Genomic DNA, 20,752 nt, shown 5'->3' with positions numbered 1-20,752 from the left:
TTTGAGCGACCAACTGATACGGTTTGTCCGGGACTATTTCAACACCAGCGAGTTTATCCCGCTCCATGCGCCGGTCTTTCCCGGGCGCGAGAAGGAATACGTGGCCGACACCATCGAGTCCACCTTTGTTTCCAGCGTGGGAGCCTACGTGGATCGCTTCGAGCTGGATATGGCCAGCTATACCGGCTCCCCCAGGGCCGTCGCGACGGTGAACGGCACAGCAGCTCTGCATATTGCGCTTAAGCTTGCGGGAGTCGCGGCGGGTGATCTGGTTATCACACAACCGCTCACCTTCGTCGCCACCTGTAATGCCATCGCCTACTGCAACGCCGAACCGGTGTTCATCGACGTAGACCGCGACACGCTGGGACTGTCTGCCAAGGCACTGGAAGCCTGGCTGGATGAGAACGCACAGCTGGACGCAGAGGGCGTGTGCCGCACTCGCGCGGATAACAAGGTGGTTCGGGCCTGTGTGCCCATGCACACCTTCGGGCACCCGGCGGACCTGGATGGGCTGGTGTCGGTTACCCGCCGTTGGAATATCTCGTTGGTGGAAGATGCGGCCGAGTCTTTGGGTAGCTTTTACAAGGGCAAGCACACCGGAACCTTCGGTGCGTTGGGCACGCTCAGCTTCAACGGTAACAAAATCATGACCACTGGCGGTGGCGGCATGATTCTGGCGGGTGAAGAGCTGGCCACCCGAGCCAAGCATCTGACTACTACAGCCAAGAAGCCCCACGCCTATGAGTACATTCATGATGAGCTGGGTTACAACTATCGTTTACCGAACCTGAATGCGGCACTGGGCTGTGCCCAGCTTGAGCAGCTGGATAGCTTCATTGAGGCCAAACGCGCCTTGGCCTCCGCCTATGAAGAGCTTTTCACAGGCACAAACCTGGCGTTCGTCAAAGAGCCCACAGGCTGCCGTGCCAACTACTGGCTTAACGCGGTTATCTGTGAGGACAAAGCGCACAGAGACGAACTGCTTGAAACGACAAACCAGCAAGGTGTGATGACCCGCCCCATCTGGGCGCTGATGAACCATCTGGCCATGTACCAGAGCTGTCGCCGTGGTGATCTCAGTAACTCCGAGTGGCTGGAAGCTCGGGTGGTTAATTTGCCTAGTAGTGTCGTGACCAAGTGACATTGACTCGCCGAATAGGAATTTTTGGAACATCGGGTATGGCTCGAGAGGCCGGCGATATTGCATGGCTCCTCGGCCTGGAGCCAGTCTATATTGCCCGGGATGAGATAGAGTTGCGTGCGTGGAGCTTCTCGCACCAAGTCATCCTCGAGCGGGATGTAGAGCACTATACCGATATGCCATTTGTCATCGGCATTGGAGAAAACACGATCCGAAAAGCCGTTGCAGAGCGTTTTAAAGGTTCACTCACATTCATCAACCTGATTCACCCCAGTGCCACGTTTGGCTTTGCACAGCGGGAATTGCTTGAGCAGGGTGAGGGTAATATCGTTGCGGCCGGCGCCCGTTTTACCAGCGGCACCACCGTTGGTAACTTCTGCATATTCAATCAGAACGCCACCATTGCCCATGACTGTATTGTGGAGAGCTATGTTCACGTGGCCCCCGGGGCCAATCTCTCTGGCAATGTACATTTGAAAACAGGTTGCTGGGTGGGCGCGGGCGCTGTGGTCAATCAAGGCAGCAATTCCCAAAAGCGTGTGGTTGGCGAAAATACCGTTGTCGGCTCGGGGGCGATTGTTATCAAAGATTGCGAAGCCAATGCGGTGTACGCAGGGGTTCCTGCAAAGAGGATCAAATGAAGACGCTGATTATTGCCGAAGCGGGCGTTAACCATAATGGTGATATGGCGCTAGCCAAACAATTAATTGCAGCTGCGGCCGACGCCGGAGCGGACCTTGTGAAATTCCAGACCTTTATCGCAGCAAATATCGTATCTGGAAGCGCACCCAAGGCGGAGTACCAGAAAGGGACAACGGACCCTCATGAGTCGCAGCAGGACATGATTCGAAAGTTGGAATTGACCCGCGAGAACCATTTTGAGTTGATTGCTGAATGCGAGAGACACGGTATCGGGTTTTTCTCCACCGCCTTTGATAAAGACAGTATTGACCTGCTAGAGGAACTGGCCGATTCCGGTATTGTTAAGGTGCCATCTGGTGAACTGACAAATCTCCCTTACCTCCGATACCTTACCCGCCATAGCAAGCAGGTGTTGCTCTCCACCGGTATGGCAAATCTGGGTGAGATCGAGGCCGCAATCAATGTGGTCGAGCAGGCTGGCACACCCAGGGACAAAATCACCGTTCTGCATTGCACCACCGAATACCCTACACCCATGGAAGATGTGAATCTGCGCGCAATGGTCAATATGGGAAAAGCCTTTGGTGTATCCGTGGGTTATTCGGATCACACGCCGGGTATTGAAGTGCCGATTGCGGCGGTTGCGCTGGGAGCGACCGTGATTGAAAAGCACTTTACGCTGGATCGATCACTGCCAGGGCCAGACCATCGGGCCAGCCTGGAGCCCGATGAATTGAAGGCAATGGTTCAAGGCATCCGCAATATCGAAAGGGCGCTGGGAGATGGCATCAAGCGCCCGAGCCCCAGCGAACTCAAGAATAAGCCCGTTGCCCGCAAATCCCTGGTGGCCGCGCGGCCGATCAAAGCGGGTGAAGTTTTTAGCGAAGATAACCTGATGGCGAAGCGCCCGGGCACGGGCATTTCACCTATGCAGTGGGACGAAGTGATTGGTCGTACGGCACCTCGCGATTTCAGTGAAGATGAGTTGATAGAGCTATGACGCGCAAAGTGTGTGTGGTCACGGGCACAAGGGCGGAGTTCGGCTTGCTTCGCTGGCTGATGGGCGAGATTCAAAACCATCCGCTACTTGAGCTTCAGGTGGTCGCAACGGGCATGCACCTGTCTCCCGAGTTCGGCTCCACCTACCGGGAAATTGAAGAAGCAGGTTTTCATATTGATGCCCGAGTAGAAATGCTCCTGAGCTCAGACACCAATACTGCCGTAACCAAGTCGATGGGGCTGGGTGTGATCGGTTTTGCCGATGCCTATGAACGCCTGGCACCCGATATCGTGGTGGTGCTGGGAGACCGCTTCGAGATTTTTGCCGCCACCTCGTCCGCCATGATTGCCGGCGTTCCCGTGGCCCACCTTCACGGAGGCGAGACCACGGAAGGCGCGTTTGATGAGGCCATTCGCCATTCGATTACCAAGATGTCTCACCTTCACTTTGTGGCCGCAGAGGAATACCGCCGGCGTGTGGTCCAACTTGGTGAACATCCGGATAGGGTGTTCAACTTTGGTGGGATGGGTATTGATGCCATTAAGCGCATCAAGCTGCTCAATCGTGAAGAGCTGGAACACTCCCTTGAGCTTCGCTTTGGTAAGAAAAACCTGCTGGTGACCTTCCATCCGGTCACCCTCGAGGGGGGAGCCAGTTCCGCTGCCCAGATGCGTGAGTTGCTGGCAGCATTGGATACACTGCAAGATACTACGCTGATCTTTACCATGCCGAATGCCGACACCGGTGGCCGGGAGCTCAGCGCCATGGTGCGGGAGTTTGCCAAAACGCATCCGAGTGCCCACGTGTATACATCGCTTGGCCAGCTCAGATATTTCTCCTGCCTGGCACAGATCGACGGAGTCGTTGGCAACTCGTCAAGCGGCCTTGCCGAAGCCCCGTCCTTTAATATTGGAACTGTGAATATCGGTGACCGCCAGAAAGGGCGCCTGAAAGCAAACAGCGTGATTGACTGCGCGCCAGACCGTGAGTCAATCAAGGCCGCGCTGGAAACCCTTTATTCAACTGGGTTTCAGTCCACACTTGCCGCTGTTTCCAACCCCTATGGTAATGGTGGCGCCAGCGAAGCCATCGTTAAAGTGCTTGCGGAATACCCTCTGGACACTATTCGCAAGAAACAGTTTTACAACCTGTCAGCTAATGACTTCTCTTAGGCCACGGAGCATCCCATGAAGCCTTGGCGTAAAGCCCTTGTAAACAGTGACTCGACCCTGGAACAAGCAATTGAAGTTCTGGACAAGGCAGCCCTGCGCATCGCTCTGGTTGTCGATGCAAATGATAAGTTGCTGGGCACCCTGACAGACGGCGATGTACGCAGAGCGTTACTGAAACACTTGCCGCTGGAAACGCCGGTTAATCAGGTTATGAACGCGCAGCCCAAAACAGCCGAGCAATCCTGGACAGAGAGCCGCATTCTGGCGTTAATGGAAAAGCATGAATTACTGCAGCTGCCGCTGGTTGACATGGAAGGACGGGTTGTGGGGCTGGCCAACCTGCACGACATCCTGAACAAACACCGCCACGATAATCCCGTGTTCCTGATGGCAGGCGGGTTCGGCACGCGCCTTCGCCCGCTGACCAACAACTGCCCGAAGCCGATGCTCAAAGTGGGAGACAAACCCATCCTTGAGCAAATCCTGCTGAACTTTGTGGATGCCGGCTTTCACCGTTTCTACATCTCGACCCATTACATGCCGGAAGTGATTCGGGATTACTTCGGTGATGGTGAAAAGTGGGGCGTGACCATTCAATACGTTCACGAAGAGGACCCGCTGGGAACCGGCGGTGCACTGGGTTTGCTGCCCCACGACGAGATTGATCAGCCGATGTTCATGATGAACGGCGATTTGCTGACATCGCTGAACCTGCACAGCTTCCTGGAATTCCACGAGACCCACCATGGCGTGGCCACCATGTGTGTGCGGGAATACGAGCACCAGGTGCCTTATGGGGTGATCACCAGTGAAGGCACCCAGATCAAGTCCATGGTTGAGAAGCCGGTTCACCGCTTCTTTGTAAACGCAGGTATCTACCTGCTGGATCCGGCGCTGGTGAAAAGTGTGGAGCCCGGCACCCGGGTTGATATGCCAACACTGCTTGAGCGCCAGATTGATGGTGGTGAGGCCGTAAACATGTTCCCGATTCATGAGTATTGGCTGGATATTGGGCGGATGGACGATTTTCATAAAGCGCAAACGGAAGTGCAGGACCGGTTAGATGGCTGATGCAGGCGATATTCTGGTTGTTATCCCCGCACGGGGCGGGAGCAAGCGATTACCCCGCAAGAACATGCTCCCCCTTGGCGGAAAGCCCCTGATTTGCTGGACCATTGAAGCGGCGCTGGAAGCGAAGCTGAATGCGCGCATTATGGTGACCAGCGACGACGAAGAGATCCTGGCGATAGCCTGGCAGTACAAAAACGAAGGCGTAATTGCCTACAAACGGCCTGCAGAGTTAGCAACCGATGCAGCATCCACTGCAGATGTGCTGATTGATGCGGTAAAAGCGGAACAGGCGTCAGGCTATGACCCGAAGACGCTAGTACTTCTGCAGCCTACGTCACCGCTTCGTACTGCGGATGATATTCCGGCAGCGTTGGAGGTTTTTCGGGAAGGTGGGTGTGAAGATACGGTGGTGACGGTTTGCGAGGTTGATCATCCGACTGCCTGGGTGGGTACGATTGGTGAGGGGTCGAAACTCGAAGGTATCGATCTTAGCGGGAAGCGTTCCCAGGATTACCGGAAGGAGTATCGGTTGAATGGGGCGGTTTATGTGGCTCGTACTGATCACCTGCTGAATTCGGGATCGCTTTTTACGGAGGGGGTTAGGGCTTCAGTGATGCCTCGAGTGCGGTCATTGGATATTGATGAAAGCGTGGATTTTCGGGTTTGTGAGGGGCTGATTGGCAGCTTTGATGGACATCCAGTCCCTGAGCCAGAAAATCAATGAGTGATTGAGCAAGTTTAGCTCCGGACGTTAGCTGCTTATGAAATCACCTAACATTGAAATAGTCGTAATAAAATGAAACTCTTAATCACCGGCGGCGCCGGCTTCATAGGCTCCGCCGTCATCCGCCACATCATCCAGAACACTCAAGATGAAGTGGTCAACCTCGACAAGCTCACCTACGCCGGTAACCTAGAAAGCCTGGCCCAGGTAAGCGACAGCGAGCGCTACAGCTTCGAACAAGTCGACATCTGCAATCGCGCTGAAGTAGACCGAGTACTGGCCCAGCATAAACCAGATGCCATCATGCACCTGGCCGCCGAAAGCCACGTAGACCGTTCCATCGACGGCCCGGCGGAGTTTATTGAAACCAACATCGTAGGCACCTACACCCAGCTGGAAGCCACCCGCCAATACTGGCAGGCCCTGGACGGCGACAAAAAAGCCCACTTCCGCTTCCACCACATCAGCACAGACGAAGTTTACGGCGACCTCCCGCACCCGGATGAAGTGGCGGATGCAGAAGAGTACTTGTTCACAGAGCAGACTTCCTACGCGCCCAGTAGCCCGTACTCAGCCAGCAAAGCCAGCTCGGACCACCTGGTACGTGGCTGGCGCCGCACCTACGGCCTGCCAACGCTGGTCACCAACTGCAGCAACAACTACGGCCCCTATCACTTCCCGGAAAAGCTCATCCCGCTGATGATCCTGAACGCCCTGGAAGGCAAGCCGCTGCCGGTCTATGGAAAAGGCGACCAAGTTCGCGACTGGCTTTACGTAGAAGACCACGCAAGAGCCCTCTACAAAGTCGCCACCGAAGGCCAACCTGGCGAAACCTACAACATCGGTGGCCACAACGAAAAACAGAACATCGAAGTGGTCCACACCCTGTGCGACATCCTCCAGGAACTGCGTCCACAGGAACAAAGCTACCGCAATTTCATCACCACCGTAAAAGACCGCCCCGGCCACGACCGGCGCTACGCCATAGATGCCAGCAAAATCCAGAAAGAACTGGGCTGGGTGCCCCAGGAAACCTTCGAAACCGGCATCCGCAAAGCCGTCCAGTGGTACCTCGACAACCTGGGCTGGTGCCAACGAGTCCAGGACGGCAGCTACCAACGCGAGCGGCTTGGCATCAAAAACTGTAATTTTAGCCACGGAATCCACGAAAGGACACGGAAAAAGATAGAAGAGATGTTTTTACTTCCGTGTTTTTCCGTGGATTCCGTGGCTAAAAAATGTTTTGAGGGGGGCTGTCCCTACGCGGACTGACCCCTCATGCTCCGAATTGAAGTCAAGGAGAAAAAGTGAAAGGAATAATCCTCGCAGGCGGTTCCGGCACCGGCCTGTACCCCATAACACTCGGCACCTCCAAACAACTCCTGCCGGTGTACGACAAGCCCATGATCTACTACCCGCTCTCTGTACTCATGCTGGCGGGTATTCGGGATATCCTTATTATCACCACCGCGGAAGACCAGGCCGGCTTCAAGCGCGCTTTGGGTACTGGCGAGCAGTTTGGCATTAACCTCAGCTATGAAATCCAGCCAGCGCCGGACGGACTGGCCCAAGCCTTCATCATTGGCGAAGAGTTCATCGGTAACGACAGCGTGTGCCTGGTGCTGGGTGATAACATTTTTTACGGTCAGGGATTTGTCCCAAAACTGAAAGAGGCACGGAATCAAGTTGTTGAGCAAGGCGGCGCCACCGTTTTCGGCTACCAGGTAAAAGATCCGGAGCGGTTTGGCGTGGTGGAGTTCGACAGCACTCAAAAAGCGATTTCCATTGAAGAAAAGCCGCACAAGCCAAAGTCACACTTTGCCGTTACCGGTTTGTACTTCTACGACAATCAAGTGGTCGAGATTGCAAAGGCGGTTCGACCCTCTGATCGCGGCGAGTTGGAAATCACCGATGTTAATCGAGCGTACCTGGAAAAAAATGAGCTGAACGTGAACCTCCTGGGCCGGGGGTTTGCCTGGCTTGACACCGGCACCCATGAAAGCCTCCTGGAGTCTGCTCAGTTTGTGGAAACCATTGAAAAGCGCCAAGGCTATAAAATTGCTTGTCTTGAAGAAATCGCATTCAATCAAGGTTGGCTCAGCCGAAACGAAGTCGAAGCTCAGGCAAGCCAACTTAAGAAGAATGGTTATGGTAAATACTTGATGGACCTACTGAAGGATTTGGACAAGTGAGCCTTGTAAAATGGATTGATTTCCAGAGCCTTGGCGACGAGCGCGGCAGCCTGGTTGCCGTGGAGATAGGAATGGACAAAGCCGTCCCGTTCGACATCAAGCGTGTGTATTACATCTATCACACCGAGCAGGGCGTTAGCCGCGGTTACCACGCACACAAAAACCTCAAGCAGGTTGCCATCTGTGTGGCCGGCAAATGCCGCATGGTGCTGGATGATGGAACCAGCCGGGAAGAGGTATGGCTGGATTGCCCAACCAAGGGCCTCGTCATTGAAGATCTGGTCTGGCGGGAAATGCATGACTTCAGCAACGACTGCGTGCTACTCGTACTAGCGAGCGAGCACTACGACGAAGCCGACTACATTCGGGATTACGATGACTTCCTGAAGCAGGTGAGCCAATGAGTTTTATCCACCCACTTGCGGATGTTGCCGAATGCTCCATCGGTGAGGGCACCAAGATCTGGCAGTTTGTGGTTATCCTCAAAGGTGCAACCATCGGCCAGGACTGTAACATTTGCGCTCAAACTCTCATTGAGGGTGATGTGATAGTTGGAAACAGGGTCACCGTGAAATCAGGCGTCCAGCTTTGGGATGGGACACGTGTGGAAGACGATGTGTTCATTGGCCCCAATGCGACGTTTACAAATGATACCTATCCTCGCTCAAAGCACTATCCCGAAACATTCTCTGGAATAAGGATTTGTCAGAGCGCCAGCATTGGCGCAAACGCAACGATCCTTCCTGGAATAACGATTGGCAGAGCAGCAATGGTCGGAGCGGGTGCGGTTGTCACCCAAGATGTGCCCCCCAAAGCGGTTGTTGCCGGTAATCCAGCCCGAATTATCAGGTATTTTGAAGAATGATTCCTTTTCTGGATCTAAAAGCAATCAACACCCAATACCGCGACGAACTCGTAGCCGCCGCGACCCGGGTAATTGACTCCGGCTGGTACATCCAAGGCACCGAAGTCAAAGCCTTCGAACAAGAGTTCGCCGAGTACTGCGGCAGCAAACACTGCGTAGGCGTAGCCAACGGCCTGGACGCACTCACCCTCACCCTCAGAGCCTGGAAAGAAATGGGCAGGCTGAAAGAGGGCGATGAAGTGATCGTGCCGGCCAACACCTACATCGCCAGCATACTGGCCATCACCGAAAACCGGTTAAAGCCCGTACTGGTCGAGCCGGATGAGGCCACCTTCAACCTGTGCCCGGAAAAGACCGCAGCGGCGATCACCCCGAACACCAGGGCCATTGTTGCTGTTCACCTCTATGGCCAGATTGCTCCAATGCCGGAGCTGATGGAATTGGCCGATCAATACGGCCTGCTGGTTTTGGAAGACGCCGCCCAGGCACACGGCGCCAGCATAGATGGCCGCAAAGCCGGAAACTGGGGCCATGCGGCGGGATTCAGCTTCTACCCCGGAAAGAACCTCGGTGCGCTGGGGGATGCCGGTGCCGTAACCACCGATGACGAAGAGCTGGCCAAAACCATCCGAGCACTGGGCAACTACGGCAGCCACAAGAAGTACGAGAATCTGTACCAAGGCGTAAACAGCAGGCTGGATGAGATTCAGGCTGCCATGCTCCGGGTAAAGCTTCGGCACCTGGATGAAGAAATCAAGAGCCGGCGGGAAGTGGCTGACTATTACCTCGCCCACATCAATAACCCAAACATTCACTTACCCGCAGTGGGCAGCCCGGAAAGCCACGTTTGGCACTTGTTTGTGGTGCGTTCAAAACAGCGGGACGCGTTGCAGAAGTATCTGGCGGAGCAGGGCGTGCATACGTTGATTCATTATCCAGTGCCGCCTCATCAACAGAAAGCATACGATTCGTTGCGCGTTGAGTCTTATTATTTGACAGAGCGCATTCATGAAACTGTTTTGAGTTTGCCTATGGGACCACTAATGTCGCGTAAGCAGTGCTGCGTAGTTGCAATAGCCATAAACTCCTTTAAATAAGGATTTTCTTCATCCAATTGTCAGGTTGGGCAACCCTTTATTAGACGGTTTAATAGAGATTACGGAAGATAATGGCTAAAAAAATCAGAGTGCTAAATGCTGTTAAGCGAAAATTATTTAATAAGTTAGGGTTACGTTATCGTGACAACTATTTTGTTGACGCTTTTTATAAAAAAAATTCGAGAAATGGGGTTCTAAAAATCGGAGAGCATGCCGATACGAATAACGTAGTTTTGGATTGCTCGGATTCTAATGATGAACAGAAAGTATATTCTTTTCCAAAAAGATATATTTATGAGATCAAAGATGCTTCAATCTGGACTCCCGACAACCTTATATTTTGTTCGAGTGGAAAGTTAATTGCGGAAAGTACTGCGCTTAGTGTTTATCGGTTGTTGTGGGAGGTGCCGCTCCCAGAGTTCAAAGCAAAAAAATATCTTTCTGGCCAATACATTTACTTGGCTATAAACGAAAACTACTATCATTGGTTGCTAGAAGACCTCCCTGTTTTTATTACTGCCCAAAAGCTAAAGCCTGAGGCGAAAATAATCGCCAAAAAGACGCAATTTAGACCTGCATTGGATTTTCTGGAAAAGTTCTTTCCCGGACGGTATGCGTTACTTGATGATGACATTAAGTGCGAGAGCCTCGTAATGGCGGCAAAAACTGGTGGCATGGGAGCTCCGCATGATCATGGCGTAGTACATCCAAAAGACGTAGAAATTGTGAGGGACTGGTTTGCTGACTATATGAACCCAGGTAAACGCGGGCGAAAAAAAGTTTACGTTTCAAGAGTTGGGCGTCGAAGAAGTCCAGAGGGCGAGGAGAAGCTGGTAAATAGGCTAAAAGCAGAGGGTTTCGAGATATTTGATGGATCTATGGGGCTGTTCGAGCAAATAGAGTATTTTCAAGACGTTGAGGTATTAGTCGGAGCCTCTGGAGCTGCACTTACTAACATTTTATGGATGGCACCCGGATCAAAAGTGGTTAAGCTCGCATTGGATGGAGAGCGTTTGCATTTTTTTAGTGATCTTGCATTTTATTGTGATGTTATACTCCATAATATCGATGTTCCGAGTTGCGCTTGGAACGATTCAATAAGAGAATCGATTGAGCTACAGCTAAATTCTTTGGGGTTTTGGGGCGGAGATTCCAGTGAGAAACTGTGACAAAGCTCTATTTATTGTGCGTACGCCTTTTCAGGCTTGGTTTTGTGAGCGGCTGATTGAGAGGTTGGGGATAAGTTGCTATGATTTTTTGTACATAACGCATAATAACTCACAAGAAGATATTTTCTATTATAATAATTTGTCACCGGGTGCCAGGAATTCCAGCTACGTTTTTGTTAAGCCAGCATCATTTGATGTTTTTACCAATTTAAAACTATTTTATCGGGTTAAGGGTTGGTTTAGTAAAGATCGTTATGACCGCGTTTATATGGCTAGCATTAATTCTTATATTATTAACTCATTGGCCTGCAGCTTTCATGATGCGGAACTTTTTAGTTTTGATGATGGGACTGCCAACCTGGTTGAGGATGGTCCATACTACACCAGTGATTCCTCTTTTAGATCTCGGTTTTACAGCACTATTTTTGGTGCACGGCCTGTTGAGCAAGTGCGGAAGAAAATTTCTCGACACTACACAATTTATCGAGGCTTCAATAATATTGTAGAAGAAGCGCGACTATCATATTTTGATGGTTGGGTACTCAATAGAAGAGGGAAAGGCGACTACTCACATTCTGCAAAGAGCAAGCGATACTTTATCGGTGCGCCATTCCATGAGGTTATGAGCAAAGCGGAGATTGACTCAATGCTCCGACTTTTAGGTGCCCTGAGAATAGATGGCTATATCAGGCATCCGAGAGAGATTCAGCCCTTGCCGATTGATGCTCCTATTATTGATAAGGGAGGCAGAATTGCAGAGGACGTTATTATTGATTGCTCAAGTGGGTGCCGAGTGGAGCTTTATGGTTATCTGAGCACTGTCATGATTAATTTGAAAGACTATGCCGATAAAAAGGTAGTGTTTGTTCCAGAAGGAAATGCTAGTTCTAGACTGTCAGAGTTGGCGCTCGATTCAGGGTGTGAAATTGTTTATGTTTAATAGTGAGATGGTTTCTGGTTAGGTGGGAAAATTAAGCGCTGAAAAGATCGATAGTTCAAGAAATCTAGGCTTGTGTTTTTTTGAGTTATGAGATGGAGAGATTTCGGTTCAACTATCTTGATAGGAAGATTTTTGTTAGTAATTATGGTTTTATTTTGAGTGTAAATTTATGAATGTCTGCATATTTTCTCCTAGTCAAAAAATTTGGGGTGGTGGTCAGATATATATCGAAAATTTATGTAGATATATGAGTCAAAATGGGGTCGATGCGATTATAGCTACATCGGAGCCTGATACATTTTCGTGCCCAACCATGAGAATTCCATCAGTTGCCAGTAAGTTGGCGAGATTGCGTTATGCACCGATACTTGCCAAGCGTTTAAAGCAAAATGGGTTTTCTGTGGTGGTTCTTAATGACCTTTCCTCCTTATGGCTTGCCCCCATCTTCCGTTTTTACGGTCTAAAGGTTGTATCTCTACTTCATCTTTACTTGCAGCGGAAGAATAAAGCCGGGCTTGGGCACGGGTGGCTGGAGTTCCATATGTTGCGGATGGCGAGTCGCTTCGCCCACCGAGTGTACAGTGTAAACAAGGACAACCAGCAGTCATTCCCGGTGTCGGTTGAGTTCGTGGGGAACTTTATCTCACCTTGGTTTTTCGACGCGCCTGGTTCGGATGGGAAACAGTATGACCTCGGCCTGGTTGCACGCTTGTCAGCTCAAAAAAATATTCCCCTTTTCGTGAAGCTTCTGGCGAAGTTGAACGACATGTCCGAGCGGCCCATTATGGGGCTGATTGTGGGCAAGGGAGAGGAGGAAGCTCTGGTGCGCCGTGAGATCGATCGATTGGGGATGCAGGAGTTGATTGAGCTTCGTCCGTGGGTAGATCGGGAAGATTTACCGGGTGTTTATGATCAACTCAGGTGTTTCGCAATAACCAGTCATCACGAAGGTTTTGCCACTACGTTGCTTGAGGCTCACGCCCGTGGCGTACCTGCAATTACCACGCACAGCGCTGGCTACTGCGCGGAGTTTGTTGAGGGAGTCAATCCCATTACCGGTATAGCCTTTGGCCCCCAGGATGTGGAGTTAGAGACGTTTATTTGGGACCTGATCGAGTTGATCGAGGACAGTGCCTCGTATCGTGAAGCTTGCCGTTACAAGGCAGAGCAGTTTACAGAAGAGAGAGTACTCGGGCATATCCAGGCCGGAATTGAATCATTGATTGGAAAGCGGGCTATTAAGGCTGCAGAATGAAAGTGCTACTTGTGATCACCGGTTTGGGCGTCGGCGGCGCCGAGCGTCTGGTGACTGCACTGGCGGATTGCTACGCTGCTGTTGGTCATGAGGTAATGCTGGTTCGGTTCCATGGTGAGGCCGAGTTGCGCCCGGGCGATCCGCGGGTGCGGCTGGAAAATCTGGACATGCGTCGCAGTCCTTTGGGTCTGCTGGTTGCAATGCGGCGTTTTCGTAGACTGATCCTCGAGTTTCGGCCGGATGTTGTGAATAGTCATCTAGTGCATGCCAATGTCCTTACTCGGATGTTGCGGCTGGTCACGCCCATACCCTTCTTGGTATCCAGTGCTCACAATAACAACGAAGGAGGCCGTTTCCGTATGTTAGCCTATCGGCTTACCGACCGTCTGGCAGATATTTCAACCAATGTATCTGAAGATGCGGTCCAGGTATTTGAAAAGCAGAGAGCGCTTTTGCCAGGACGAATGCTCGCCATTCACAACGGCATTAATACCGAGGATTTTGTCTATGATCAGGCCGCTCGCGGTCGCATTCGGGCGGAACTTTCAGTGAGTGACCGTACCCCGCTGATCGTTTCGGTCGGTCGCCTGTGGCAGGCGAAAGATTATCCGAACCTTTTAAACGCTGTGTCTGGTTTGGCTCAAAAATCGGTCGAATTCAGGTTGGCAATCGTTGGTGATGGGCCACTGCGAAGTGATTTGAAAGCACTTGCCCAATCCTTGGGCATCGCTGGCCATGTGGACTTTTTGGGCGTTCGGCACGATATTCCCGCATTAATGTCTGCATGCGATGTGTTTGTGTTGTCTTCTGCCTGGGAGGGTTTCGGTTTGGTTGTGGCGGAGGCTATGGCCTGTGAGCGGGTTGTGGTGGCAACCGATAGCGGTGGTGTAAAAGAGGTGGTTGGAGAGGCCGGATATCTGGTTAGGCCTCGGGATAGTGAAGCGTTGTTCAGGGGGATAGATCAAGCGCTGAGGTTGTCCGATGCCGAGTGTAAGACGATGGGAAAAGTGGCCCGCAAAAGAGTTGTTGAGAAGTTTTCGCTTGCAACAACTGCAGATCGGTATCTCGCCGTTTACCGTGGTGAGATGACATACAACATTTTGGAAGGTTCTCAGTGATGTGCGGCATTGCGGGGTTTTGGGGCTTGAGTAGAGTAGCCCAGATGAGTTAATGGTGCGGCGCTTGGCTGATGCCATCGCCTACCGTAGCCCTGATGACAGCGGTGTGTGGAGCGAGCCTGAAGTGGGCTTGGCATTGGCACGCCGGCGCTAGGTCCATTCTCGATCTTTCTCATGCAGGTCACCAGCCGATGGCATCAAAATGTGGCCGCTATGTGATAGGGGTTCTACCTTCCGGCGTTCATATCCTTACTTTTGGTGAGAAGCTCTACAAATCTGCGGATGTACTGGCTTGCAGTTCTGATAGGGCGCTTTATGGTGGTTTGGCTTCTATGAATCGTCACCCCGAATACTTCCTGAAACCTGAATACTGTTCTGATAAACCTGTAGATCAGTTATACCCCGCGTTGGCCGGGTTTGGCGAGGTAGAGTGGGTGATGTTGATGGATACCCTCAATTTGATGGTGGGCGATGTTCTGGTGAAGATAGATTGTGCCAGCATGGCGAGTAGTGTGAAGGTGCGGGCTCCGTTTCTTGATCCGGATGTTTATGGAGCGGCCTGTAATTGCCAGTCGATATGCGAGTTCGAAATGGTGGAGGAAAACGGGCGTTACGCCAGATTTTATACCGCCAAGTGCCCCGTGAACTGATTGAGCGGCCCAAGATGGGTTTTGCCGTGCCTTTGGATGGTTGGTTGTGAGGGCTATTTCGGGAGTGGGCTGAGAATCTTTTACGCTCATCCTCGCTTGTCAATTTACCCGCGCTCAACCCGCATGGGGTCCAGAATATGTGGAAAACCATTTGCAAGGTAAGGGCCATTTTGCAAAGCAGTTATGGGCAGTGCTGCAGTTGAGTGCCCGGGAAAAGCGTTGGCGACCAGCAGTTGGTTAGTACGTTTTCGGTTGGTTGAGCTTTTGGTTTATTTTCCTTAGGAAATGCATGCTTCCGTATTGGTTATTTTTTCTTGTACCGGCGGTAGTCGTTCTGGCTAATCGTCGATTGACTGAGAAATCCAAGTCATATTCCTGGGGGCTTGCTTGGTTTCTGTTTTCTCTCGCAATTGGTTTACGTTTTCAAGTCGGGGGTGATTGGCACGCCTATTTTAGGCATTTTGATAGTCAGCTCGATAAGGGCTTATTGCAGGTCATTTTTGGTCGTGATCCGGGCTATTACCTGATTAATTGGCTCGTGGTGCAAGCCGGCGGTTCCATTTTTTGGGTTAACTCAATTTGTGGCATGGTCTTGATGGCTGGAGTCGTCCGCTTTGCGCGTGCGCAGCCGTTATCATGGCTTGCATTATTGGTTGCAGTTCCTTACCTGATAATTGTAGTGGGCATGGGCTATACACGACAGTCAGCGGCCTTAGGCTTGTTGCTTATTGGGTTGGTGTCTCTGGGTAATGCTCAGATGCGGTGGTTTGTGTTCTGGGTGATGTTGGGAGCAGCTTTTCATAAGTCCGTGGTACTTATGTTGCCTGTGGCCGCCTTGGCTTCTACCTCGAATCGTTTTTGGAGCCTGCTTTGGGTTGGCTTGATGTCTGTGGTCGGTGGTTATCTTTTCGTATTCGATTCTGCAGATGCAATGTGGGCTAACTACGTGGAAGCCGACATTCAATCTCAGGGTGGCATGATTCGGGTTCTGATGAGCGCAGTTCCTGCCGTGTTGTTTTTTACGTTTCGTCGGTATTTGAGACTGACGGAAGCAGAGGACAGGCTTTGGCTATGGATGTCGCTGCTTTGTTTAGCCTGCATTCCATTGGTAAGTTTGTCTTCTACTGCGACCGACCGGGTCGCGCTATATCTTATTCCAATTCAAATGTTTATTTTTGCTCGCTTGCCCTTCGTGGTGAGTGATCCGCGGCACCGCGGCTTGGTAACGATTGGGGTGATTGGATATTACGGGCTGGTGCAGGCGGTTTGGTTGTTTTTTGCGACGCATGCTTATGCGTGGTTGCCTTATCAGAATGTTCTTTGGCTGTGAACCATAAATCATGTTCGTAGTCTCCAAGCTCGCCATAGCTCTGATATCTCCCTTGGGTGCATCGCTATTCGGCGCTTTGCTGGCGTTACTTCTTGCGATTGCAGGCCGCAGGCGCTTGGCATTCTGGTTAGGCGTCGTGGCGTTGCTTTGGCTGTGGTTCTGGTCTTTGCCTTTGGCGAGTAACTGGGTGCGCGGCTATCTGGAGGACCAACATCCACCGATAGCCGTTCAGGGGGTACCCCAGGCACAAGCTATCGTGGTGTTAGGCGGTGGAGTATCACCTGCCGGCTATGGTGAGCCGTATCCAAACCTGGAATCTGGCGCAGATCGGGTTTGGCATGCGGCTCGGCTGTTCCATGCATCCAAGGCACCCTTGGTGCTGCTGACCGGTGGCAGCGATCCTGACCATAGTGCTACTTCAGAGGCAGAGGCCATGCGTCAGTTTATGCTGGATCTCGGCGTTCCCGATCATGCCATTGTTCTGGAAGAACGTAGCCGCAACACCTCTCAGAATGCGGAACACACAAGTGTGATCCTCCCTGAGCATGGTGTTACCCGTGTTTTGCTGGTCACATCTGCCTTGCACATGCCCAGGGCGAAAGCGTTATTCGAAGCCCTGGGGCTGGAGGTTATTCCGGTAGCAGCCGACCACGAGGTGCTGTCCCGGCCCTGGTGGCGAAGCCTGCTTCCTGAGACCAGTGCGTTGGATGGCAGCAGTCGCGCGATCAAGGAAATTGTTGGGCGACTGGTGGGGCGCTAAAAATCTATTCTTTATTTTTCGTGTTCTTTCGTGATTATAGTGGCCCATACACTCTATAAGGTTTTTGAATGAGCTCTGCTGATCTTCCTCGCTACCCGGAACTTCTTGATCAACTCCCCAACCACCCCAAAACCTGGCTAATAACGGGTGTAGCCGGCTTCATAGGCTCCAACCTCCTCGAGCACCTGCTGAAGCTGGATCAACGGGTGGTCGGCCTGGACAACTTCGCCACTGGCCACCAGCACAACCTGGACGAAGCGCAGTCTCTGGTCACTCCGGAACAATGGGCGCGGTTTCAGTTCATCGATGGCGATATCCGTAACCTGGACGATTGTGCGCGGGCCTGCGAGGGTGTGGATTATGTATTGCACCAGGCCGCCCTGGGCTCCGTGCCCCGTTCCCTGAACGACCCCATCACCACCAACGCCGCCAACATCACCGGCTTTCTCAACATGCTGGTGGCGGCGCGGGATGCGGGGGTGAAGAGCTTCACCTATGCCGCGTCCAGCTCGACCTATGGCGACCACCCGGCGTTGCCCAAGGTGGAGGAGAACATCGGCAAGCCGCTGTCGCCCTATGCGGTGACCAAGTATGTGAATGAGCTGTATGCCGAGGTGTTTGCCCGTAGCTACGGCTTCAAGGCCATTGGCCTGCGTTACTTCAACGTGTTCGGGAAGCGGCAAGACCCGAACGGTGCCTATGCGGCGGTGATTCCGAAATGGACGGCGGCTATGGTGCGCGGCGAGGATGTGTTCATCAACGGCGATGGCGACACCAGCCGGGATTTCTGTTTTATCGAGAATGCGGTGCAGGCCAACCTGCTGGCGGCCACGGCGGAGGATTCTGCGAAGAACGAGGTTTACAACGTGGCGGTGGGGGATCGCACCTCGCTGAATGACCTGTTCGCGGCCCTGAAGAGTGCGCTGGCGGAGAATGGCGTGGTGTATGACAAAGCCCCGGTGCACCGGAATTTCCGGCCGGGGGATGTGCGGCATTCCCAGGCGGATATTGGTAAGGCGGCAGTTAAGCTGGGGTATGTGCCGGAGTTTCGGATTCGGGAAGGAATTGCCAGGGCCATGCCCTGGTACCTGGAGCATTGAGCAGGATTGCAGGAGTACGTTTGAAGTCGGTCGTTTTTCTTACTTCCAATACTTCCTGGTATTTGTACAACTTCCGCCGCAGCAGCATCCAGGCTTTGCAAGAGCAGGGCAGCCGGGTGATTTGCCTGTCGCCACCGGACGATTTCAGCCAGCGGCTGGTGGATGAGCTGGGGGCGGAGCATATTGCACTACCGCTGGATGGCAAGAGCACGGGCGCGGTGCAGGAGCTTCGCAGCCTGCGCTTTATCTGGACCGTGATGCGCCAGTACCGGCCGGATTTTGTGTTTAACTTTACCGTGAAGATGAACATCTATTGCGGCCTGGTGTGTGCGCTGCAGAAGATTCCGTTCGCCAACAACATTTCCGGCCTGGGCACGGCCTTTATTCACGATTCCTGGCTGTTCCGGCGGGTGCGGCAGGTTTATGGGCTTGTAAACCGGCGGGCGCGGCATTTGTTTTTCCAGAACGAGGAGGATTTGTCCGTTTTTCGGGATAAGGGGATGCTGGGAGATACGCCTTATACCTTGCTGCCTGGCTCTGGTGTGAATTTGCAGCGGTTTGCGACGTCGCCTTTGCCGGAATCCGGTCCGTTTACCTTTATTATGATTGCCCGTTTGTTGGGGGATAAAGGTGTTCGGGAATATGCGGAGGCTTGCCGGGTTTTGAAGGCCGAAGGGCTGGGTGTGCGCTGTTTGTTGGTGGGGCCTTTGGGTGTGAGTAACCGCACGGCGATTTCGGAGGAAGAGGTTGCGAAGTGGCAGGCTGAGGGTGTTCTTGAGTACCTGGGGGCTACGGACGATGTGCGGCCTTTGATTGAGCGGTCTCATGTGTTGGTGTTGCCTTCGTATCGGGAGGGGATGCCTCGTACTGTGTTGGAAGCGGCTGCTATGGGGCGGCCCGCGATTGTTACGGATGTGCCGGGGTGTCGGCATGCGGTTGAGGCTGGGGTGACTGGGTGGCTCTGTGAGGTTCGGAGTGCTGGGGCTTTGGCTGCGGTTATGAGGCAGGTTGTTGAGATGGACCGGGGGGAGTTGCAGGGGGCTGGGGATGCGGCTCGTCGGCGGATGGAAGATGAGTTTAGTGAAGAGGTGGTTGTTGAGGCTTACCTTGGGTGTTTGGATCGTGAAGTTGGGGTCAGAAGAATGAATTCTTCAGACCCCTGTGCCAGCCGGCCCCACGGTGTAAAAAATAAACAATTGTGAAATCGTTCATGGTTGTCACAAATACGTCATGGGTTCTGTATACTTTGCGAACTATCTATATATTTGGCTGGAAGTTCGGTCAGTCTGTTTCTCGGCAGAGTTAATCACATGGAAGCGGCAAGTTCTACCGGTTTGTTGGCCGGCCTCATTGCTTTTGTTTCGCTGTTTGTCCTCAAGCCTGTGGCCGTGTATGCCAATCTCCTGGATAAACCGGATCATCGCAAGTTGCACAAGGGCGCGATTCCGCTGACAGGTGGTTTGAGCGCGTTTCTTGGCTTGGGTGTCGCTTGGCTTTTCTGGATGCCGGTCACCCAGGGGTACGGGCTGTTCTTGTTCTGTGCAGCGTTGTTAGTGCTGATGGGCGCTGTGGATGATGCCCGGGATTTGTCTGCGAAGTTCCGGCTCGGGGCTCAGGTGGCGCTGGGTGCGTTGCTGACCTTTGGTTCCGGTATTTCTCTTGAGTCATTCGGTAATCTTTTCGGTTTTGGTGAGGTTACGCTGGGTCTGTTCGGGCCGTTGGTTACCATTGCTGCGGTCATCGGAGCTACCAATGCCTTCAATATGATCGATGGAATTGATGGGCTGGCGGGTAGTTTATCGCTGATTACGTTGTTGTCCCTGGCGATTCTGTTTGGCGCTTCTGCCGGGTTTACGCTTGAGCTGGCTTTGTCGCTGGGTATTGCGTTTGCGCTGGTGCCGTACTTGATGGCAAACCTGCGTATTCCGCCGTTCCGCCGGAAGATCTTCATGGGGGATGCGGGTTCCATGTTCATTGGTTTTGCAGTGGTGTGGTTGCTGGTTAACGGCACCCAGCCGGGTGAGATGGCGTTCCGGCCGGTGACGGCGTTGTGGATCATTGCGCTGCCGTTGATGGACATGGTGGCGATCATGGTGCGCCGGGCCCGGAAGGGGCAGTCGGTGATGAAACCGGATCGGGAGCACTTGCATCATATTTTCATGCGTGCAGGCTTCTCGGATCGTGAGGCGTTGATCCTGATAACCGTTATTGGCGTGGTGTTCGCTGGTTTTGGTTTGGCAGGTGAGTATCTTGGGCTGCCGGAGTGGTTGATGTTTACAGCTTTCGTAGGTGTATTCGCGCTGTATGATTGGGCGCTTAGCCACTCCTGGAGACTGCTGGTGGTTTTTCGTCGGAGTCATTCCCACAATCGCGCTTGATTCTGATTATTCCTGAGGCTTTTCTGAAGGCCAGAGCTTTGCTCTGGCCTCAGATTGCTGACAAACCCTCGCCATCGCGGCGGGGGTTTGTTGTAATTGGGGTATCGACTTTTCAGAGGCTGCCCCATGCTCAAAGAGCCGTCCC

The 20,752-nt window shown here is 52.7% G+C and carries 20 protein-coding genes and 1 pseudogene; all 21 read left to right on the top strand.

Annotated features, from left to right (window positions below; genetic code table 11):
• Window position 1: 1 nt before the first annotated feature.
• The 21 genes and pseudogenes from DET50_RS16625 to wecA all read left to right on the top strand — a co-directional run bounded on the left by DET50_RS16625 (window position 2) and on the right by wecA (window position 20,607).
• Window positions 2-1,144 carry a LegC family aminotransferase gene (locus DET50_RS16625; RefSeq protein ID WP_113863868.1) on the top strand — a complete coding sequence of 381 codons (1,143 nt, stop codon included), beginning with the start codon at window positions 2-4 and terminating at the stop codon, window positions 1,142-1,144.
• Window positions 1,141-1,785, top strand: coding sequence for a PglD-related sugar-binding protein (locus tag DET50_RS16620; protein ID WP_258546159.1), 645 nt, complete (start codon window positions 1,141-1,143; stop codon window positions 1,783-1,785). The genes DET50_RS16625 and DET50_RS16620 overlap by 4 nt, the downstream gene beginning before the upstream one ends.
• Window positions 1,782-2,786, top strand: coding sequence for an N-acetylneuraminate synthase (gene neuB, locus DET50_RS16615; RefSeq protein ID WP_113863866.1), 1,005 nt, complete (start codon window positions 1,782-1,784; stop codon window positions 2,784-2,786). The genes DET50_RS16620 and neuB overlap by 4 nt, the downstream gene beginning before the upstream one ends.
• On the top strand, window positions 2,783-3,958 hold the full coding sequence (gene neuC / locus DET50_RS16610) for a UDP-N-acetylglucosamine 2-epimerase (protein ID WP_113863865.1): 1,176 nt from the start codon (window positions 2,783-2,785) through the stop codon (window positions 3,956-3,958). The genes neuB and neuC overlap by 4 nt, the downstream gene beginning before the upstream one ends.
• Before the next feature lie 15 nt (window positions 3,959-3,973).
• Complete coding sequence (locus DET50_RS16605; protein ID WP_113863864.1) at window positions 3,974-5,029, top strand: nucleotidyltransferase family protein; 1,056 nt, start codon at window positions 3,974-3,976, stop codon at window positions 5,027-5,029.
• Window positions 5,022-5,753 (top strand): acylneuraminate cytidylyltransferase family protein, encoded by a 732-nt coding sequence (locus tag DET50_RS16600; RefSeq protein WP_113863863.1) that lies wholly within the window; start codon window positions 5,022-5,024, stop codon window positions 5,751-5,753. The genes DET50_RS16605 and DET50_RS16600 overlap by 8 nt, the downstream gene beginning before the upstream one ends.
• A gap of 72 nt (window positions 5,754-5,825) precedes the next feature.
• Window positions 5,826-7,025 (top strand): dTDP-glucose 4,6-dehydratase, encoded by a 1,200-nt coding sequence (gene rfbB / locus DET50_RS16595; protein WP_113863862.1) that lies wholly within the window; start codon window positions 5,826-5,828, stop codon window positions 7,023-7,025.
• Between the two features lie 35 nt (window positions 7,026-7,060).
• On the top strand, window positions 7,061-7,945 hold the full coding sequence (rfbA, locus tag DET50_RS16590) for a glucose-1-phosphate thymidylyltransferase RfbA (protein ID WP_113863861.1): 885 nt from the start codon (window positions 7,061-7,063) through the stop codon (window positions 7,943-7,945).
• Window positions 7,942-8,349 (top strand): sugar 3,4-ketoisomerase, encoded by a 408-nt coding sequence (locus DET50_RS16585; RefSeq protein ID WP_113863860.1) that lies wholly within the window; start codon window positions 7,942-7,944, stop codon window positions 8,347-8,349. Before rfbA ends, DET50_RS16585 begins: the two co-directional genes overlap by 4 nt.
• On the top strand, window positions 8,346-8,810 hold the full coding sequence (locus tag DET50_RS16580) for an acyltransferase (RefSeq protein ID WP_113863859.1): 465 nt from the start codon (window positions 8,346-8,348) through the stop codon (window positions 8,808-8,810). Before DET50_RS16585 ends, DET50_RS16580 begins: the two co-directional genes overlap by 4 nt.
• Window positions 8,807-9,907 (top strand): DegT/DnrJ/EryC1/StrS family aminotransferase, encoded by a 1,101-nt coding sequence (locus DET50_RS16575; protein ID WP_113863858.1) that lies wholly within the window; start codon window positions 8,807-8,809, stop codon window positions 9,905-9,907. Before DET50_RS16580 ends, DET50_RS16575 begins: the two co-directional genes overlap by 4 nt.
• Window positions 9,908-9,978: 71 nt before the next feature.
• The gene (locus DET50_RS16570) at window positions 9,979-11,076 is read left to right on the top strand and encodes a glycosyltransferase family 61 protein (RefSeq protein ID WP_113863857.1); all 1,098 of its coding nucleotides are present in this window, start codon (window positions 9,979-9,981) and stop codon (window positions 11,074-11,076) included.
• Window positions 11,063-12,016: a glycosyltransferase family 52 gene (locus DET50_RS16565; RefSeq protein WP_181800006.1), complete on the top strand. Its 954-nt coding sequence runs from the start codon at window positions 11,063-11,065 to the stop codon at window positions 12,014-12,016. Before DET50_RS16570 ends, DET50_RS16565 begins: the two co-directional genes overlap by 14 nt.
• Before the next feature lie 169 nt (window positions 12,017-12,185).
• Window positions 12,186-13,271, top strand: coding sequence for a glycosyltransferase family 4 protein (locus DET50_RS16560; RefSeq protein WP_113863855.1), 1,086 nt, complete (start codon window positions 12,186-12,188; stop codon window positions 13,269-13,271).
• Window positions 13,268-14,389 (top strand): glycosyltransferase, encoded by a 1,122-nt coding sequence (locus DET50_RS16555; RefSeq protein ID WP_113863854.1) that lies wholly within the window; start codon window positions 13,268-13,270, stop codon window positions 14,387-14,389. Before DET50_RS16560 ends, DET50_RS16555 begins: the two co-directional genes overlap by 4 nt.
• Window positions 14,390-14,460: 71 nt before the next feature.
• Window positions 14,461-15,089, top strand: a pseudogene (locus DET50_RS16550) (asparagine synthase-related protein).
• A gap of 239 nt (window positions 15,090-15,328) precedes the next feature.
• Window positions 15,329-16,369 carry an EpsG family protein gene (locus DET50_RS16540; RefSeq protein ID WP_113863851.1) on the top strand — a complete coding sequence of 347 codons (1,041 nt, stop codon included), beginning with the start codon at window positions 15,329-15,331 and terminating at the stop codon, window positions 16,367-16,369.
• 10 nt (window positions 16,370-16,379) lie between these two features.
• On the top strand, window positions 16,380-17,129 hold the full coding sequence (locus DET50_RS16535) for a YdcF family protein (protein ID WP_258546158.1): 750 nt from the start codon (window positions 16,380-16,382) through the stop codon (window positions 17,127-17,129).
• A gap of 68 nt (window positions 17,130-17,197) precedes the next feature.
• Window positions 17,198-18,229 carry an NAD-dependent epimerase/dehydratase family protein gene (locus tag DET50_RS16530; protein WP_113863850.1) on the top strand — a complete coding sequence of 344 codons (1,032 nt, stop codon included), beginning with the start codon at window positions 17,198-17,200 and terminating at the stop codon, window positions 18,227-18,229.
• Window positions 18,230-18,249: 20 nt separating this feature from the next.
• Window positions 18,250-19,431 carry a glycosyltransferase family 4 protein gene (locus tag DET50_RS16525; RefSeq protein WP_258546157.1) on the top strand — a complete coding sequence of 394 codons (1,182 nt, stop codon included), beginning with the start codon at window positions 18,250-18,252 and terminating at the stop codon, window positions 19,429-19,431.
• 108 nt (window positions 19,432-19,539) lie between these two features.
• Window positions 19,540-20,607, top strand: coding sequence for a UDP-N-acetylglucosamine--undecaprenyl-phosphate N-acetylglucosaminephosphotransferase (gene wecA / locus DET50_RS16520; RefSeq protein WP_113863848.1), 1,068 nt, complete (start codon window positions 19,540-19,542; stop codon window positions 20,605-20,607).
• The last annotated feature ends 145 nt before the right edge of the window (window positions 20,608-20,752 follow it).

Origin of the sequence: Marinobacter pelagius, assembly GCF_003315345.1 — a bacterium.
Taxonomy (GTDB): Bacteria; Pseudomonadota; Gammaproteobacteria; order Pseudomonadales; family Oleiphilaceae; genus Marinobacter; species Marinobacter pelagius_A.
Note: the sequence above shows the minus strand (reverse complement) of the source record. Positions and strands in the feature narration are given on the sequence as shown.